We start from the raw sequence: 16,221 nt of genomic DNA, 5'->3' as shown, positions 1-16,221 counted from the left end.
AATGATCTTGACGGCAGACGACAGCGCCATCGCGCAAGCCGCACAGGCTTTGCGTGACGGCCATGTGGTGGGCTTGCCCACCGAGACCGTCTATGGCCTGGCGGCCAACGCCACCGACGATGCGGCCGTGGCCCAGATCTTTGTGGCCAAAGGCCGCCCGGCCGATCACCCGCTGATCGTGCATGTGGCCAGCGCTGCGCAAGTGCCGGTGTTTGCCGCACAAGTGCCCGACTTTGCGCAAGCGCTGATCAATGCCTTTTGGCCCGGCCCTTTGACCTTGATCTTGCCGCGCCAAAGCGGCGTGGCCACCGCCTCGGCCGGTGGGCAAGACTCGATCGGTTTGCGCTGTCCCTCGCACCCGGTGGCGCAGCAGCTTTTGCGAGCCTGTGCGGCCTTGGGGGTGCAGGGCGTGTCCGCTCCCAGCGCCAACCGCTTTGGCCGGGTGAGCCCCACCACCGCAGCGCATGTGCAGTCTGAGCTGGGCCAAGATTTGTTGATTTTGGATGGCGGCGAATGCGCAGTGGGCATCGAGTCCACCATCATCGACTGCACACGCGGTGCGCCAGTGCTGCTGCGCCCAGGGCACATCACCCGTGTGCAAATCGAAGCCGCTTGCGGCCGCCCGGTGCTGGACAAAGAAGCCGTGGCCCAAGCCGCCCCGAGGGCTTCAGGCACGCTCGAATCGCACTACGCGCCACGCGCTAAAGTGCGCTTGATGGCGGCGCAAGACATTGAGGCCAAACTGCAAGCCTTGGGCCCACATGCCAACAACCTGGGCGTGTGGTCCGCCGTGCGACCCGATGCCGGTGCAGGCGTACTCTGGCGCGCCCAGCCCAGCAGCGCCGAGCAAGCCGCACACAATTTGTTCAGCGTGCTGCGCGAACTGGACGCGCGGGGCGTCTCGCAAATTTGGGTACAGCTGCCGCCAGACACCCCCGAGTGGGAAGGCGTGCGCGACCGCCTGCAAAGGGCGGCCGCCTGAGGTTTCAGCGGTAGCGCAGCTTCATCACCAAAATCATCAACGCCAGGCTGGTGGTGATGGTGTTGGCGATGATGATGGGCCAGGCCACCATCAGCACGCCGTAGACCAGCCACAGCGCCACGCCCACGGTGAACAGGCTGTACATGCCCAGTGAAATGCCGCTCACATCGCGTGTGCGGAAGGTGTGCCAAGCTTGGGGCACAAAGCTGGCGGTGGTCAGGATGGCGGCAGCGGTGCCGACCCAGTCGATCAGGTTCATGGCTTCATTGTCGCTGGCGTTTGGCCACAGTGCGGGGGCTGTCGGTGTTGTTCGTGTCCCGTACCGTCCATTCCAGCAGCTGGTCCAGTGCGGGCCGGGCCTGGTTGGCATTGGGGTGGTTGATGATGGCGACCACCGCGTAGCGCTGGCCGCTTTGGCCTTGCACAAAACCGGCCACCGAGGCCACATCGCGCAAAGAGCCGGTCTTGAGCCAAGCTTGGCCGATCACCGGCGAGTTGGGGTTGCGATCGCGCAGGCGGGCGCTGGTGCCATCCACCCCCGCCACCGACAAAGAGTTTTGAAAGGCCTGGGCATGGGGGCTGTTGCTGGCCGATTGCAGCAAAGCCGTCAGGGCTTGGGCGCTGCTGCGCTCGGTGCGCGACAGGCCCGAGCCGTTGTCCAGCACCGGCTCGTCTTGCGCTGGCAACTGCTGGCGCCACCACTGCAGCACCCGCAGGCGCGAGGCCTCAAAACGCCCGGGCGCGCCCATGTCGCTCGACATCGTCAAAAACAATTGCTGCGCCATCACGTTGTTCGAAAACTTGTTGATGTCGGCAATCACCTCGCCCAATGGCAGCGAGGGGGCTTCGAGCAGCAAACGCGCTTTGGCCGGCAGACTGCCGTAGCGCACCTGGCCACCCAGCCGGTTGCCGTTGGCCAACCACGCGGCTTGGATCAGTTTGCTGCCATAGACCTCGGGTGAGGGGTAGGCCACAGGCCAAGGTCGCTCGCCACAGCTGGCGGGGTAGCTGCCCGAAAAGCGCACCTGGTGCGCCTGAGAAAAGTCGGCCCGCAGCTGGCTGCGCCAGTCCTGGCAAGGGCCGTTGCCCATGGGCACGCTGCGTGGCGCATCGAAATCGGCCAATGGCGGCTCCACCCGCACGGCCACTTGGCCGGTGCTGGCATCGGGTGTGAAGGTGTAGATCAGCGCCTTGAAATTGAGCAGCAAGCCATCGGGGCTCACGTTGTAGGGGCGCAGGGGCTCGTCGTCAAACGCCTCGGTGCGCGGCGTGATCTCGAACACGCTGCGGTCGAGCACGATGTCGCCCCGCACATCGCGCAGGCCCAAAGCGTTCAGCTGGGCCATCAGGTCTTGCAGCCGCTCGATCACCAGCTTGGGGTCGCCGCTGCCGCGCACGATCAAGTTGCCTTGCAGCACGCCGTCCTTGATCGGGCCATCGGCATACACGCGATTGCGCCAGATGAAGTCGGGCCCCAGCAAGGACAGACCCGCATAGGTGGTGATCAGCTTCATCACCGAGGCGGGGTTGACAGCCACTTGCGCCCGGTGTGCCAAGCGTGGGGTGGCGCTGCCCAAAGGGGTCACCTGAACGCTGATGGCCGAGGGCGGCACATTGGCTTGGCGCAGCGCTTGCAGCGTGGCAGGCGGCAAGTCATGGGCCAGGCTGGCGGCGGTGCTCAGTGCCGCACACAGGCCCATGCAGAGGCTCAAAAAAGGGCGCAAACCCAGAGCGAAAAACTTCATGCCGCAAGTCTAACGGTCAGCGCCTGTGCAGGTGGGGCCGTATGATTCGGGCCATGCGATTTTCTTCTCGAACCGTGGGCCTGGCCTCGGCCGTCATCACGGTGCTGATCTGGACCGGATTCATTGTCATTGCGCGGGCCTCGGCTTCGCGGGGGTTGCTGCCTCTGGACATTGCGCTCGCCCGCATCTTGGGCGCCAGTGCGGTGCTCTTGCCTTGGGCTTGGTGGCTCATGCGCCCTGCTCGCCAGCGTGGCGAAAAAACCGGTTCCTTGTTGGGCCTTTCGCCCTTGCCTTGGGGGCAGACCGTGCGTGCCGGATTTTTTGGTGGCCTTCTTTACGCCGTGCTGGCCTACAGCGGTTTCTTTTTTGCGCCGGCGGCCCATGCCAGCGTCTTGTTGCCCGGCAGCTTGCCCTTGTGGACCACTTTGCTGGCCTGGCTGGTTCTGCGTGAAAAGGTCTCTTCTGGTCGGGCGTTGGGCTTGGGCTTCATTGTGCTGGGCGACTTGCTGGTGGGGGGCTTGAGTTTGCTCAAGGCTTTTGAGGGCGGCGATGTTTGGAAGGGCGATTTGCTGTTCATGTGCGCCGCTTGCAGCTGGGCGGCCTACAGCGTCACGGTGCGCCGGTTTGGCCTGGACGCGGTGCGCGCCACCATGGCCATCACAGCGTTTGCGTTTGTGTTTTTTGTGCCGGCCTACGCGCTGCTCACCATCACGGGTGTGCTGCCCACCCATTTGCCCCAAGCGCCGTGGTCCGAGATTTTGTTTCAAACCGCCTTTCAGGGCGTGGGCTCGGTGGTGATTTCGGGCATCACCTTCACGCAGATGGTGCGGCACTTTGGTCCTGTGCGCTCGACCATGATCACGGCCTTGGTGCCGGGTTTGTCGGCCTTGGGGGCGGTCTGGTTTTTGGGCGAGCCCATGCACTGGAATTTGCTGGCCGGGCTGGCGCTGGTCACCGGCGGTATTTTGTTTGGGGTGCGTCAGGCCAAGCCTGCCGCTGAAAGCAAAGCATGAGTCTTCATTCAACCGAGTTGCGATGGCTGGCCATGGACACCAGCACCGATGTGCTGTCTTTGGCCGTGGCCCGAGGCGATCAGGTCTGGACGCAAACCTTGCCCGGTGGCGCACAAGCGTCCAGTGGTTTGATCCCAGCCGTCATGGCCATGCTGGCCGAAGCCGACATGCCCCTGGCCTCGCTCACGGCCATTGTGTTTGGCCGGGGCCCGGGTTCGTTCACGGGTTTGCGCACGGCCTGTGCCGTGGCCCAGGGCTTGGCCTTTGGTGCGGACCTGCCCGTCTTGCCGGTGGACACCTTGTTGGCCGTGGCCGAAGAAGCCCGCTGGCAGCGTGTGCAAGCCGGGGCGGCCGATGCCGATGTGTCGGTGCTGGCCATGTTGGACGCCCGCATGGACGAGGTGTACAGCGCGGCTTACCAATGGACTGCGGTCAACCAGACTTGGCAGGGCGTGTCGGACTTGCAGGTCAGCGCACCCGAGCAAGTGAAGGCCACAGCCGCTGTGCTGGCGGGCAATGTGTTTGAGGCCTATGGCCCGCGCTTGCTTGCTGGCCCTGAACGCTTGGCGGCCTTGCCCACGGCATCGGCCCTGCTGCGTTTGGCGCCTGCCTTGTGGGCGCAAGGCCGTGCGGTGCCCGCCGATCAGGCCATGCCCTTGTACATCCGTGACAAAGTGGCCAACACCACCGCCGAGCGCGAAGCCATGAAGGCCCAGGCGGCTTTGGCCAAGGCCGCGGAGACCCCATGAGCGCCACCATGTCCGCCCGCCCGCAGCCGACAGAAGACATCCGCAATGCCGTCACCTTGCGGGGCATGACACCCGAGAACCTGGATGCGGTCATGGCCATCGAGCAAACGGCCTACAGTCACCCTTGGTCGCGCGGCAATTTCCGCGACTCATTGAACCCGCTGTTCGAGGCCCAATGCCTGTGGCTGGGCGATGAACTCTTGGGCTACTTTCTGGCCATGCACGGCGTGGAAGAAATGCACTTGCTCAACATCACCGTGGCCCCGGTCCGTCAGGGCCAAGGCTGGGCGCACATGATGCTCGATGCCTTGAGCCTGATGTCGCGCCACGTGGGCGCACAAACGCTGTGGCTGGAGGTGCGCCAGAGCAATGCCCGCGCTTTGCAGGTGTACGAGCGTTATGGCTTTGTGCGTGTGGGCCTGCGCAAGGATTACTATCCAGCAGACCGCCAACAGCGTGAACACGCGGTGGTGATGAGTTTGAAGCTGTGAACCGGATTGACTGATGAGCGACCCCACCCGATTTGACCTGGACGACCGCCAACGCGCCATGCTGGCCGAGATGGGCGTGCGCGTGTGGTGGCCATCGTCGCCGGCAGAGCCTGCGGTCGCCCCCGATGCGCCAGCCGCTCAAGCGCCTGTGGCCACTGCTGCGCCAGCCGCTGTGACGCCCGCCGCCCCATCGGTGGCGCAGCCGCCAGCCAGGCCCGCGCCATTGGCGCCGCCGCCTGCCCGTGCCGCCTCACCCGCGCTGGCCGTCAAGCCTTTGGCCGATGGTGTGGACCGCATGGACTGGGCCGCCTTGCAACAAACGGCGGCCGCCTGCGAGGCCTGTGGCCTGTGCGCGCAGCGCAAGAATTCGGTGTTCGGTGTGGGCGATGTGCATGCCGACTGGCTGGTCGTGGGCGAAGCCCCCAGCGAAGAGGACGATCTGGCCGGTGAACCCTTTGCGGGCCAAGCCGGGCAGCTGCTCGACAACATGCTCAAAGCCGTGGGCCTGAGCCGCAAGGCCCAGGGCGAAGGCGGTGTCTACATCGCCAACGTGACCAAGTGCCGCACCCCCGGCACCCAAAACCCCAGCCCCGAGGAGCTGGCCACCTGCGCGCCCTATCTGGTGCGGCAAGTGGCTTTGGTGCAACCCAAGATCATCTTGCTCATGGGCCGCTTTGCGGTGCAGTCGGTGTTGCAAACCACCGAGCCTCTGGGCAAGCTGCGCGGCCAAGTCCACACCCACCAAGGCGTGCCGGTGGTGGTGACCTACCACCCCTCGTATTTGCTGCGCAACCCCGCCGACAAGGCCAAGGCCTGGGCTGATCTGGTGCTGGCGCTCAAGACCGTTCAGTCCTGAGCTTGCTCATTTGGGTTTTTTGGGCCAGAGCACGGCTGCGATCGACACCATCATCAACAGCACAGCCGCCCAGTCCTGCCAGTGCAAGACTTCACCCAGCCACACCGCGCCGGTGAACACCCCCAGCACCGGGATCAGCATCACGCTGAGGGTGGAGGCCACCGGCGGCAAGCTGCGGGCCAGGTAAAACCAAGCCGCTTGCGCAAAGCCGAACACCAGCAATGCATTGAAAGCGATGGCGCCCCAGGTTGCATCTGAAGGCGCATGCCACTGATCGCGCTCCAGAACAAAAGCCAGGGCCGTCATCACCAAGGTGGTCAGGGCCGCCATCCAGAAGGAAATCGTCAAGATGGGTACCGGCATTTGGGTGCGCCGCAGCAGCTGTGTGCCCAGCGCCCAGGTGCTGGCCGCGCCCAAAGCCAGCAACACGCCCACGGGCTTGCCCGTGAGGTTGGAGATTTCGTGCCACAGCAGCAAGACCACCCCCAGCGATGCCGCCGCCACCCCGCCCCAGGCCCGCTGGGCCAGCCGGTCGCCAAACACCAGCGCCCCCAGCAGAGCTGAAAACATGGGCATGGTGTAGCCCAAAATCGCCGCCCGCCCGCTGGACAGCGACTGCACCGCCACGATGATCAGGCCGTGCCAAAAAAACATGTTGAAGGTGGCCAGCGTGAACAACTCGCGCCAATGCTTGCGCTCGATGCGAAACGGCACGCCTTGGGCCAGCAGCACCAAGCCCAAAACGGGCGTGCCCAGCCACATGCAAATGGTGCGAAAGGTCAGCGGCGGAAAGCCCGTCACGCCGATTTTCATGATCGGCCAGTTGATGCCCCAAACAAGGGTGAGCAGAACCAGAACGGTCCATTGACGCGGTGTGAGCTTGTGCATGGCGGTCATCTTAGCTTGCGCCTTTAAAATCAAGCCATGACCTTCCTCGACATGTTGCGCACCGCCGAGCGCCAAAACGGCTCCATGCTTTGTGTGGGCCTGGACCCCGAACCCACCAAGTTCCCTGCGGGCATGAAGGGCGATGCCAACAAGATCTACGACTTTTGCGCCGCCATCGTGGACGCCACGGCCGATCTGGTCAGCAGCTTCAAGCCGCAAATCGCCTACTTCGCTGCCCACCGCGCCGAAGGCCAGCTCGAACGCCTGATGGAGCACATGCGCCGCGTCGCACCCCATGTGCCGATCATTTTGGACGCCAAGCGTGGCGACATCGGTTCGACGGCCGAGCAATACGCCAAAGAAGCCTTCGAGCGCTACGGCGCCGACGCCGTGACCCTCTCGCCCTTCATGGGCTGGGACTCGGTCGCCCCGTACCTGAAGTACGAAGGCAAAGGCGCATTCTTGCTGTGCCGCACCTCCAACCCCGGCGGCGACGATCTGCAAAACCAGCGCCTGGCCTCGGTCGAGGGCCAACCCCGCGTGTACGAACACATCGCCGGTCTGGCCCAAGGCCCCTGGAACCTGAACGGCCAACTGGGCCTGGTGGTGGGTGCCACCTACCCCGCCGAGATCGAACGCGTGCGAGCCATTGCCCCCACCGTGCCCCTGCTGATCCCCGGCGTGGGCGCACAAGGCGGCGACGCCGTGGCCACCGTCAAGGCCGGCTGGCGTGCGAATGCCGACGGCTCCAGCGCGGGCTCGATCATCGTCAACTCATCGCGTGCGGTGCTCTACGCATCGAGTGGTGATGACTTTGCAGCGGCAGCACGCCAAGTGGCCATGCAAACGCGGGACACGCTGGAAGCGGCCAAGGGCTGAGTTGTCCTCGGGTTGTCATCTGCGTGCCAGTGCACGCTGGGCGCGGCTGTTAGCCTCCCCCCATGATCGACCTCTACACCGCCGCCACGCCCAATGGGCACAAAGTCTCCATCGCGCTCGAAGAGTTGGTGCTGCCTTACACGCTCAAGGTGTTGGACCTGTCCAAGGGCGAGCAAAAGCGGCCTGACTTTTTGGCCATCTGCCCCAACGGGCGAATCCCTGCCATCGTGGACCGAGCTGCCGATGACTTTGCGGTGTTCGAGTCGGGCGCTTGCCTGATTTACCTGGCCGAGAAAACCGGCCAGCTCATGCCCACCGACGCCAAGGGCCGCTCGCGTGTGTTGCAGTGGCTGATGTTCCAGATGGGGGGCATCGGGCCCATGATGGGGCAGGCCAATGTGTTCTTCCGTTACTTCCCCGAAAAAATCCAGCCCGCGATCGACCGTTACCAGGGCGAGAGCAAGCGCCTGTTCACCGTGCTCGACAGCCACCTGAAAGACCACGAATACCTGGCGGGCGACTATTCGATTGCCGACATCGCCAATTGGGCCTGGGTGCGCACGCACCGCTGGTCGGGCGTGGAGGTGGATGACCTGCCCCACCTCAAGCGTTGGATGGATGCGATCCGCCAGCGCCCGGCGGTGTTGCGTGGCATCGAAGCGCCACCGTCGCGCATCAACCTCACCAAAGACGGGGATGATGCCGCCAAGAAGTTTTCTGAAGAAGCCCGCAAGATGGTCGAGATGGGCCAAAACCAAAGCGCCCTCAACAAGGACCAACCATGAAGCTCTACACCGCCCACCGCGCCCCCAGCCCCCGTCGGGTGTTGATGTTTCTGGTCGAGAAAAACATCACCGGCATCGAGATGGTCAACATGGACCTGAACGGTGGCGAGCACCGTCAGCCTGAATATTTGGCCAAGAGCCCGCTGGCCAAAGTGCCCGCGCTGGAGCTGGACGATGGCCGCGTGATCACCGAGACGCGGGCGATCTGCACTTTGCTCGAAGGCCGCTACCCCGAGCCCAACCTGATGGGCGTGGACGGCGACGAGCGCGGTTTTATTGAGATGGCCGACCGGCAAGTGGAGCTGTATTTGCTGGGCGGTATTGCCAACGCGATCCGCCACAGCCACCCGGGTTTGGCGGCACTTGAAAAGCCCCAGTTCCCCGAGTTTGGCCGCTCACAAGCCGAGAAGGTGCGCGATGTGGCGCGGGGTTTTGACCAGCGTCTGCAAAGCCAGCCTTGGATCGCGGGCGAGCGCTTCACCATTGCCGACATCACCGCGTTTTGTGCGCTGGAGTTTGCGCGGGGCTTGATGAAGTTCGTGCCCGGCGACGAGGGCATGCATGCCTTGCAGGCGTGGCGCGACCGCATGAACGATCGGCCAAGCGCCAAGGTGTGATGGGCTGAGCTTGATCAGCTGAACACGCCGCCGTAGTCCTTGCGCAGCTCGTTCTTTTGAACTTTGCCGGTGCCGCCCACGGGCAGCGATTCGAGGAAGACCACATCGTCGGGCACCCACCACTTGGCCACCTTGGTGGTGAGGAAGTCGAGGATCTCTTGCTTTTCAAGCGATTGCCCTGGCTTGCGCACGATGAACAGCAGCGGGCGCTCGTCCCACTTGGGGTGCTTCACACCAATCACCGCGGCCATGGCCACGGCGGGGTGGCCCACAGCGGCGTTTTCCAAGTCGATCGAGCTGATCCATTCGCCACCGGTTTTGATCACGTCCTTGGTGCGGTCGCGGATCTGCATGGTGCCGTGCGGGTCGATGGTGGCGATGTCGCCCGTTGGGAACCAGCCGTCCACCAGCGCGGTTTTCTCGGCCTTGAAGTAGCGCTCCACGATCCACTGACCGCGCACCATCAACTCGCCTTGTGAGATGCCGTCGCGTGGCAGCGTGGCGCCGTTTTCATCGACGATCTTGATCTCGATGCCCGAGACGGTCTTGCCTTGCTTGGCCACGATGGCGTGCTGCTCTGCGGCGGGCTTGAGGCGGTCGGCACGGCTCAGGTTGCTCATGGTGGCCACGGCGGTGGTCTCGGTCATGCCCCAGCCGTGGCGCACTTCCACGCCATAGTTGTCCATGAACTTGGCGATCAGCGCCATCGGCATGGCCGAGCCGCCCACGCAGGTGCGCTTCATGCTCGAAAAACGCAGATTGTTTTGCTCGGCGTGCTGGATCAGGCCCATCCAGATGGTGGGCACGCCCGCGCTGATGGTGACCTGCTCGGCCTCCATCAACTCGAACAGGCTGGCGCCGTCGAGCTTGGGGCCGGGGAAAACCAGTTTGGTGCCCGCCACCAGCGCGGCATAAGGGATGCACCAGGCGTTGATGTGGAACATGGGCACCACGGGCAGAACCGTCTCTTGCGTGGAAAAACCCAGCACATCGGGCAGGCAGGCGGTGGTCGCATCCAGCACGATGGCGCGGTGCGTGTACAGCACGCCCTTGGGGTTGCCGGTGGTGCCTGAGGTGTAGCAAAGTGCAGCGCCGGTTTGATCGTCCAATTCGGGCCAGTCGAAGCTGTCGCTGTGGCCGGTGATCAGGTCCTCGTAGTTCATCACGTTCACGCCTTCGATGGTGGGCGTATTGGCCGCATCGGCCAGGCACACCCAGGCGCGCACTTGGGGGCAATGCGCGGCAATGCCTTTGACCAACGGCGCGAAGGTGGCGTCAAACAGCACCACCTCGTCTTCGGCGTGATTGATCACATAGATCAGCTGCTGCGGGTGCAGGCGGGGGTTGCAGGTGTGCATGACCATGCCGCTGCCCGAGACGGCGTAATACGCCTCCAGGTGGCGGTGGTTGTTCCAGGCGATCGAGCCGACCGCGCTGCCCACCTTGAGGCCCATGTGCGCCAGTGCGTTGGCCAGTTGGCGCGCACGCTTGGCTGCATCGGCATAGTTGTAGCGGTGCAGCGGGCCGTGCGTCTCGCGCGAGACGATTTCCTGATCGCCGAACTGCGCAGCGCCGTGTTCAAGGATGCCCGAAATGAGCAGGGGGCGGTTCATCATGAGGCCGGCTTGGGGCATGTTGTCTCTCGTTTTCAAGTGTATTGAATGCATGTGGTGCGCGCTTGCGGCGCCGTGGTGCTTGCCATCATATCGGTCCGCCGTGGCCATTCAGCGGATCAAGTCCACGGCTTTTTCGGCCATCGCGATCACGGTGGCGTTGGTGTTGGCGCCAATCAAGGTGGGCATGACGGAGGCGTCCACCACGCGCAGGCCTTCGAGGCCATGCACTTGCAGGGTGGGGCTGACCACCGCCATGGCGTCGGTGCCCATCTTGCAGGTCCCCACCGGGTGGTACACGGTGTCAGAGCGCTCGCGCAAGAGATGGCGGATCTGATCGTCTGTCTGCACCCCTGCGGTGAACACATCTTGGTGCCGCACGCTGGCCAAGGCGGGGGCGTTCATCAGTTGCTGGGTGAGTTTGTAGCCTTTGAGCAAGGTTTCCAGATCATCGTCGTGCGCCAAAAAGGCCGGGTCGATCAGCGGTGCTTGGCGTGCATCGGCATGGGCCAGCGTGACTTGTCCACGGCTCTTGGGGCGCAACACGCACACATGGCACGAATAGCCGTGCGCCGCATGCAACTTGCGTGCGTGGTCTTCCACCAAGCCCACCACGAAGTGCAGCTGCACATCGGGCGCTGCCAGCGAAGGGTCTGTTTTCAAGAAGCCACCGGCTTCGGCGTAGTTGGTGCCGATGAAGCCTTGCCGCGTGCGGATGTATGTCAAGGTCTCCTTGGCCATGTGTGCTGTACCGCCCAACGAGATGCCCATCAGGTCCAGGCTTTTGGCGGCGTAGCCAAAGATGAAGTCGGGGTGGTCTTGCAGGTTTTGGCCCACGCCGGGCAAGTCGTGCAGCACCTCGATGCCGTGCTGCTGCAAATGCGCACCAGGCCCCACGCCCGAGACCATCAGCAACTGTGGCGACTGGAAAGCGCCTGCGCACAAGATCACTTCGCGGCGCGCCCGGATCACCCGCTTGCTGCCGGACTGGATGCACTCGACACCCACAGCACGGCGGCCTTCAAACAGGATGCGCGTGACCTGAACGCCGGTTTCGACATGCAGGTTCTGGCGCTGTCCCATGTGCGGTTGCAGGTAGCCTCGCGCGGCGCTCCAGCGCTCGCCGTTGCGCTGCGTGACTTGGTAAACCCCTAAGCCTTCTTGCGTGGCCCCGTTGAAGTCGTCGTTGATCGGGAAACCCGCTTCCCGCGCGGCGTTCAGGTAAATCTGCTGAAAGGGGTTCTGGGTCTGCAGGTCAGACACATGCAGAGGACCATCGTTGCCATGAAATCCGTCCTGGATGCGGCCATTGTTTTCGCTGCGCTTGAAGTAGGGCAAGAGCTCGTCGTAAGACCAGCCCGCATTGCCCAGTGCCGCCCAATGGTCGTAATCGCTGCGGTGGCCGCGCGTGTAGACCATGGCGTTGATGGCCGATGAGCCGCCCAGCCCTTTGCCGCGTGGCTGGTAGCCACGGCGGCCGTTCAAGCCGGCTTGCGGCACGGTTTCAAAAGCGTAATTGTTGATGCGGGTCGGCAGCATCGCCACCGCTGCTGCGGGGGTGTTCACCAGCCAGCTGTCGCCTCGGCCGCCAGCTTCCAACAGCATGACTTGCACATCGGCGTTCTCGCTCAGTCGGCCGGCCATCACGCTGCCGCCCGAGCCGCCACCGATCACGATGTAATCCATGTCCATGCTTGTCTCCATTTGTTTGGGCCATGCTACAAGGCGGCATGGCCATTTCTTGTCACTTGGGCAGCATGGCCCAGAGTTTGGTTTTGTCGACAGGACAGCCCAGCGCTTCAAAGCGGTCTTTGGCCTTGAGGTTGAGCACATAGGGCAGGTACTCGCCCATGGCTTGTTTTTCGGTGCCCGGTTGGGTCACGGCAAACCAGCTGTGCTTGAAGTCCGCATGCACCTGGGTGTGGCGGTTGATGAGCGATGCGAATTGCGGCGAGCCACCGACCATGCCGTCGCCATTGCCCATGTCGATCCAGGCCACACCGCATTGGGCATTGGCGTTGCTGGGGCGGTCTTCCTGGCGCGAAATCACCAAGGCATAGCGCCCCGTGTCGTCAGCGCTGGCGGCCAGTTGCTCGTCATAGATGCAGTCGGGCGTGCTGGCAGCCGTCAAGGAACCACCGGTGCAGACCGAGGCATAACGCATGTCGTAATCAGATGGGTTGTCCTTTTCGCCATGCCAATTTTTGGGGGTACGCGGCATCTTGGCCGTCATCACATAGACCTGACCGTAATTGCGGCTGAGGTAGGTGTAGCCATAACGCGTGACCTTGTTGCTCCACCAGCCGCCGATTTGTTCCGGTTGCTTGGCCGTGAGCAGGGGGAAGAACAAATCGCTCACCACCTGCTTGCGGTTGAAAAAGGCTTGCAGGGGACGGGCCTCGACGTCTTTCGCGCCCACGTTGGCCGTGTCCACCCAAGGCAGGTGGGTCAGTAAGACCCAGGCGCGGCCATCGACCGAGCTGGGCAATTGCTTGCCACGCATCGGCGTGTTGCTGGCTTCGCAAGCGGCATCGCCTTCCAGTCGTTGGCCGTCGGCTGTGACCATGGACACGCTGGGCAGCGCCACACTGCCCAGGTAGTCGCTGCTGTGGTCGGGCACATAGTTGCGCATCCACAAGAAGACTTCTTTGCCTGCATCGGCAAAGGTGTAGAGCGTGTTGGCCGGACGCGGTGTGGCAGGCTTGCCGTTCACAATGGTGAAGGTGTAGCGGCGGTTTTTGGCGTCGCGGGGAACACCAGGCAAGAAGGGGTTGACTGAGCCAGCATCGGGCACGATCTCTACATCGTTGAGAGCGTCTTGTGGCTCGCCACGCGGGTTGTATGTGTTGAAGTTCCAGTGACGCATGTGCGGAAAATCACCTTGCACCACGAGCTTGGCGCCTTCAGGCAGCTTCAAAGCTGTGGGGATGTAGGTGGTGCCCGTATCGGGGAATTGGTTTTCCAACGAGAAGGAGTTGGCGTCGTTGGTGAAGACACCGTTGCGTGCGCGAGGACCCGGCCAAAAGCACGAGCGCAGGCTCAGGTTGTGTTTCTGGTTGGCCGCGGTGTGGATGTCCATGGGCTTTTCGGGTGGCATGGGCGGCACGATCCGGCCACGGCCCGCGCTGTCAACCACAAAGCCCACATCGCTGGGCTTGGGTGTGCGGTCTGCTGCGCCTTGGCCCATTTCATACTGCTTGTAACTGGGACGGGGGATGTTGGGGTCGTCTTTGGCCAAACGCGAAGTGGCCCACAGCAACGCCGCAGCCACCAAGGCGATCAGTGCAAACAGCAGGATGCCCGTGATTTTCAGAAATTTTTTCATGAACTTGTCTCCTTTTTTTTCTGGGTCATCAGACTTGTATCAGTCTTCGATCAGGTGGTAGTCCGATTTCATGGCACCGCACTCCAGGCAGCACCAGTCTTCGGGCAAGTCTTCAAACGGGGTGCCAGGCGGGACGCCCGTGTCTGGGTCACCCACGGCTTCGTCGTACACATGGGCGCAATACGCGCAGCGGTATTTCTTCATTGCGGCCTTTCAGTGTGATCCGATGACGGTGGTGCCACCGGGGTGGAAGGTGGGGATGAGTGCAAAGCCATGCTGAATGCGCAAATCGCGGGCACGCAACTCGGTTTCCATCAACTGCCAGACTTTGCGGTGGTTATAGGAGGGTGTGGTCGGCCACAAATGGTGGATCAGGTGGTAGTTGTGCCATTGCATCAGCGTGTCCATCAAGGGCTCATGGCCCATGCGCACGGTGGTGCCGGCGGTCAGGTTGTTCTGGGTGGATTCGGCGGTGGTGATGTGCTGCAGTTGCCCGTGTTCGTCGCCGTCCAGATGCGGCAGCCACAAGAACACAAAACCGATCAGTGCCGTGGTGATGCGCGCTGGAATCAACCAGAGCATCACCACCTCCCAGCCGTAGCCGAAATAGACCAAGGCTGCCACCCCCGCGACGGTCATGGCAGCCAGCGGCAGTGTGTCTTTGAGGGTCTTCACGCCCCGTGGGTCGCCAGAGCGCCAGTTGTAGACCGCGTACGACAGGTCAAAGGTCATCCATCGGAAAACAATGTTCCACCAAGGGCCGTGCGCGTAATGGTCGGGGTCTTTGGCTTCATTGGTGAAGCGGTGGTGGATCATGTGCGAATAGCGGAAGGTGCTGAGAGACACCTGCGGCGCGATCATCAGCAAGGCGATGCGGCCCATCCAGTCGTTGATCTGCACATTCGATGACGCACTGCGGTGCGTGGCGTCATGGGCCACGTGAAAGATGGGGTACATGAACAGCACATTGAACATGGCTGCTGCCCAAAGGGGCACATGCCCCTGCAGCGCCAAGGTGTCGGTGCCCACAATGCCCACCACGATGAACACCAAAATGGCCAAAGTGGGCCAGGCAATCACGGGTGGGTTCGTTAGCCGATACAGCTCGGTTTTTTTCTCTGCCGAGACCGAGATCGGATTTTTCGAAGAAGCATTCGATGACATGGCGTTGTCTCTCTGGTTGGCTTAGCGGTGCATGCCACCAAGCGTTTGTGTGTTCTTGCCATTGTCTGGAGCGGTCACTTTTCGGACAGCTCAGCAAGTGACAATATTTCTTCATTAAGTGACAATCTCTGCGCATGAATGAACCCACCCTCCCTGCGGCTTGGCGCGAAGGCGTCATCCACCCGGCCTATGTGCGCATCGCCATCGCACTGGCCGAACGCATGGGCCTGGCGGTGGACCTGCGTTTGCCCGAAGGGGGGCGCATGGTGTCTGTTCTGGACGTGTCGCCCTTGCTGGCGCAATTGGGCGTGGCCCAGCAGCCCTATTTGGGCATCGACTTGGGCAGCCTGATTCCGGCATCGGCCCACGGGGCCATGGGCTATGCGGTGGTGTCCAGTCCCACCGTGGGCGATGCCATGCACACCCTGGCGCGGTATGCGTCGATGCGCAACCGTTTTTTCCATTACCGCTGTCAAGACGACGATTCAGAAGTTCGTTTGGTGCTGGAGCCGCGCATGCCGCTGGGGCCCCTGCGCACCTTTTGCGAAATCGGTACTGCGGTCTCGGTGTTCAAGATGATCCAGGGCGTGGCGGGCGACGAGGCTGCCGCGCACATGCACTTTGACGCGCATTGGAACGGCGAAGTGCCTTTGCATGTGCCCATGCAAATGCACTATGCCCAAGCGCAAACCGCTTTGCGCGTACCGCAAGCCATTGCTCGCAAAGCCACGCCGACGGCCGATGCCAAGCTTTATGCCAGCGCCTGCCGCAGCTGTGAAGAAGAGCTGGCCGAAATTGACGGCAGCTTGGTCTCGCGCTTGCACACCATGATGCCGGGCGAGCGGCAAGACTGGCCCAGCCTCAAGGCGGCGGCTGAGCGCTTGGCCATGTCACCGCGTACCTTGATCCGTCGACTGGTCGCCGAGGGGGTGACTTACCAGTCTGTGCTCGACGAGGCCAAAAGCGAGATGGCCTGCTGGTTATTGAAAAACACCAAGCTGCCCATGAGCGCGATCGCAGAGCGCTTGGGCTTTGTCGACGACACCAACTTCAGCCGCAGCTTCAGGCGCTGGCGCGGCTGCACACCGCTGGAATACCGCAAAAGTTTTTGACC

At 62.9% G+C, this 16,221-nt stretch carries 17 protein-coding genes; 9 read left to right on the top strand and 8 right to left on the bottom strand.

The window, feature by feature from the left end; all coding sequences use genetic code 11:
* Position 1 precedes the first annotated feature (1 nt).
* Positions 2-982 carry an L-threonylcarbamoyladenylate synthase gene (locus tag QLQ16_RS03280; protein ID WP_283223257.1) on the top strand — a complete coding sequence of 327 codons (981 nt, stop codon included), beginning with the start codon at positions 2-4 and terminating at the stop codon, positions 980-982.
* Positions 983-986: 4 nt separating this feature from the next.
* On the opposite strand, the gene QLQ16_RS03275 is transcribed toward QLQ16_RS03280, so the two are convergent.
* Together QLQ16_RS03275 and dacB are read right to left on the bottom strand one after the other, a co-directional pair.
* Complete coding sequence (locus tag QLQ16_RS03275; protein ID WP_283223256.1) at positions 987-1,241, bottom strand: SemiSWEET family sugar transporter; 255 nt, start codon at positions 1,239-1,241, stop codon at positions 987-989.
* A gap of 4 nt (positions 1,242-1,245) precedes the next feature.
* Positions 1,246-2,727, bottom strand: coding sequence for a D-alanyl-D-alanine carboxypeptidase/D-alanyl-D-alanine endopeptidase (dacB, locus tag QLQ16_RS03270; RefSeq protein ID WP_283223255.1), 1,482 nt, complete (start codon positions 2,725-2,727; stop codon positions 1,246-1,248).
* Positions 2,728-2,780: 53 nt separating this feature from the next.
* Here dacB and QLQ16_RS03265 point away from each other — a divergent pair, with 53 nt between their 5' ends.
* From QLQ16_RS03265 to QLQ16_RS03250, 4 genes are read left to right on the top strand one after another with little or no spacing between them, the layout of a single operon-like run.
* Positions 2,781-3,740 (top strand): DMT family transporter, encoded by a 960-nt coding sequence (locus tag QLQ16_RS03265; protein ID WP_283223254.1) that lies wholly within the window; start codon positions 2,781-2,783, stop codon positions 3,738-3,740.
* The gene (gene tsaB / locus QLQ16_RS03260; RefSeq protein ID WP_283223253.1) at positions 3,737-4,489 is read left to right on the top strand and encodes a tRNA (adenosine(37)-N6)-threonylcarbamoyltransferase complex dimerization subunit type 1 TsaB; all 753 of its coding nucleotides are present in this window, start codon (positions 3,737-3,739) and stop codon (positions 4,487-4,489) included. The genes QLQ16_RS03265 and tsaB overlap by 4 nt, the downstream gene beginning before the upstream one ends.
* The gene (gene rimI, locus QLQ16_RS03255; protein ID WP_283223252.1) at positions 4,486-4,980 is read left to right on the top strand and encodes a ribosomal protein S18-alanine N-acetyltransferase; all 495 of its coding nucleotides are present in this window, start codon (positions 4,486-4,488) and stop codon (positions 4,978-4,980) included. Before tsaB ends, rimI begins: the two co-directional genes overlap by 4 nt.
* 13 nt (positions 4,981-4,993) lie before the next feature.
* Positions 4,994-5,836, top strand: a complete 843-nt coding sequence (locus QLQ16_RS03250; RefSeq protein WP_283223251.1) for a uracil-DNA glycosylase — start codon at positions 4,994-4,996, stop codon at positions 5,834-5,836.
* Positions 5,837-5,842: 6 nt separating this feature from the next.
* Here the strand turns inward: QLQ16_RS03250 and QLQ16_RS03245 are convergent, their stop codons facing one another.
* On the bottom strand, positions 5,843-6,724 hold the full coding sequence (locus tag QLQ16_RS03245; protein WP_283223250.1) for a DMT family transporter: 882 nt from the start codon (positions 6,722-6,724) through the stop codon (positions 5,843-5,845).
* A gap of 36 nt (positions 6,725-6,760) precedes the next feature.
* On the opposite strand from QLQ16_RS03245, the gene pyrF reads away from it, so the two are divergent.
* From pyrF to QLQ16_RS03230, 3 genes are all read left to right on the top strand, one after another.
* Entirely contained in the window at positions 6,761-7,603 is an 843-nt protein-coding gene (gene pyrF, locus QLQ16_RS03240; protein ID WP_283223249.1) for an orotidine-5'-phosphate decarboxylase, read from the top strand.
* 62 nt (positions 7,604-7,665) lie between these two features.
* A complete protein-coding gene (locus tag QLQ16_RS03235) occupies positions 7,666-8,388 on the top strand; it encodes a glutathione S-transferase family protein (protein WP_283223248.1) in 723 nt (240 codons plus the stop codon).
* Positions 8,385-9,005: a glutathione S-transferase family protein gene (locus QLQ16_RS03230; RefSeq protein WP_283223247.1), complete on the top strand. Its 621-nt coding sequence runs from the start codon at positions 8,385-8,387 to the stop codon at positions 9,003-9,005. The genes QLQ16_RS03235 and QLQ16_RS03230 overlap by 4 nt, the downstream gene beginning before the upstream one ends.
* A gap of 14 nt (positions 9,006-9,019) precedes the next feature.
* On the opposite strand, the gene QLQ16_RS03225 is transcribed toward QLQ16_RS03230, so the two are convergent.
* The 5 genes from QLQ16_RS03225 to QLQ16_RS03205 all read right to left on the bottom strand — a co-directional run bounded on the left by QLQ16_RS03225 (position 9,020) and on the right by QLQ16_RS03205 (position 15,107).
* Positions 9,020-10,639 carry a long-chain-fatty-acid--CoA ligase gene (locus QLQ16_RS03225; RefSeq protein ID WP_283223246.1) on the bottom strand — a complete coding sequence of 540 codons (1,620 nt, stop codon included), beginning with the start codon at positions 10,637-10,639 and terminating at the stop codon, positions 9,020-9,022.
* A 90-nt stretch (positions 10,640-10,729) separates the two neighbouring features.
* Positions 10,730-12,310 (bottom strand): GMC family oxidoreductase, encoded by a 1,581-nt coding sequence (locus QLQ16_RS03220; protein ID WP_283223245.1) that lies wholly within the window; start codon positions 12,308-12,310, stop codon positions 10,730-10,732.
* A 52-nt stretch (positions 12,311-12,362) separates the two neighbouring features.
* Positions 12,363-13,943, bottom strand: coding sequence for a hypothetical protein (locus tag QLQ16_RS03215; RefSeq protein ID WP_283223244.1), 1,581 nt, complete (start codon positions 13,941-13,943; stop codon positions 12,363-12,365).
* A 39-nt stretch (positions 13,944-13,982) separates the two neighbouring features.
* Positions 13,983-14,147: a rubredoxin gene (locus tag QLQ16_RS03210; RefSeq protein WP_108414488.1), complete on the bottom strand. Its 165-nt coding sequence runs from the start codon at positions 14,145-14,147 to the stop codon at positions 13,983-13,985.
* Between the two features lie 9 nt (positions 14,148-14,156).
* Positions 14,157-15,107 carry a fatty acid desaturase gene (locus QLQ16_RS03205; protein ID WP_283223243.1) on the bottom strand — a complete coding sequence of 317 codons (951 nt, stop codon included), beginning with the start codon at positions 15,105-15,107 and terminating at the stop codon, positions 14,157-14,159.
* Between the two features lie 134 nt (positions 15,108-15,241).
* On the opposite strand from QLQ16_RS03205, the gene QLQ16_RS03200 reads away from it, so the two are divergent.
* Entirely contained in the window at positions 15,242-16,219 is a 978-nt protein-coding gene (locus QLQ16_RS03200) for an AraC family transcriptional regulator (protein WP_108414490.1), read from the top strand.
* Positions 16,220-16,221: the final 2 nt, after the last annotated feature.

Origin of the sequence: Limnohabitans lacus, assembly GCF_030053395.1 — a bacterium.
Lineage (GTDB): Bacteria > Pseudomonadota > Gammaproteobacteria > Burkholderiales > Burkholderiaceae_C > Limnohabitans_A > Limnohabitans_A lacus.
Note: the sequence above shows the minus strand (reverse complement) of the source record. Positions and strands in the feature narration are given on the sequence as shown.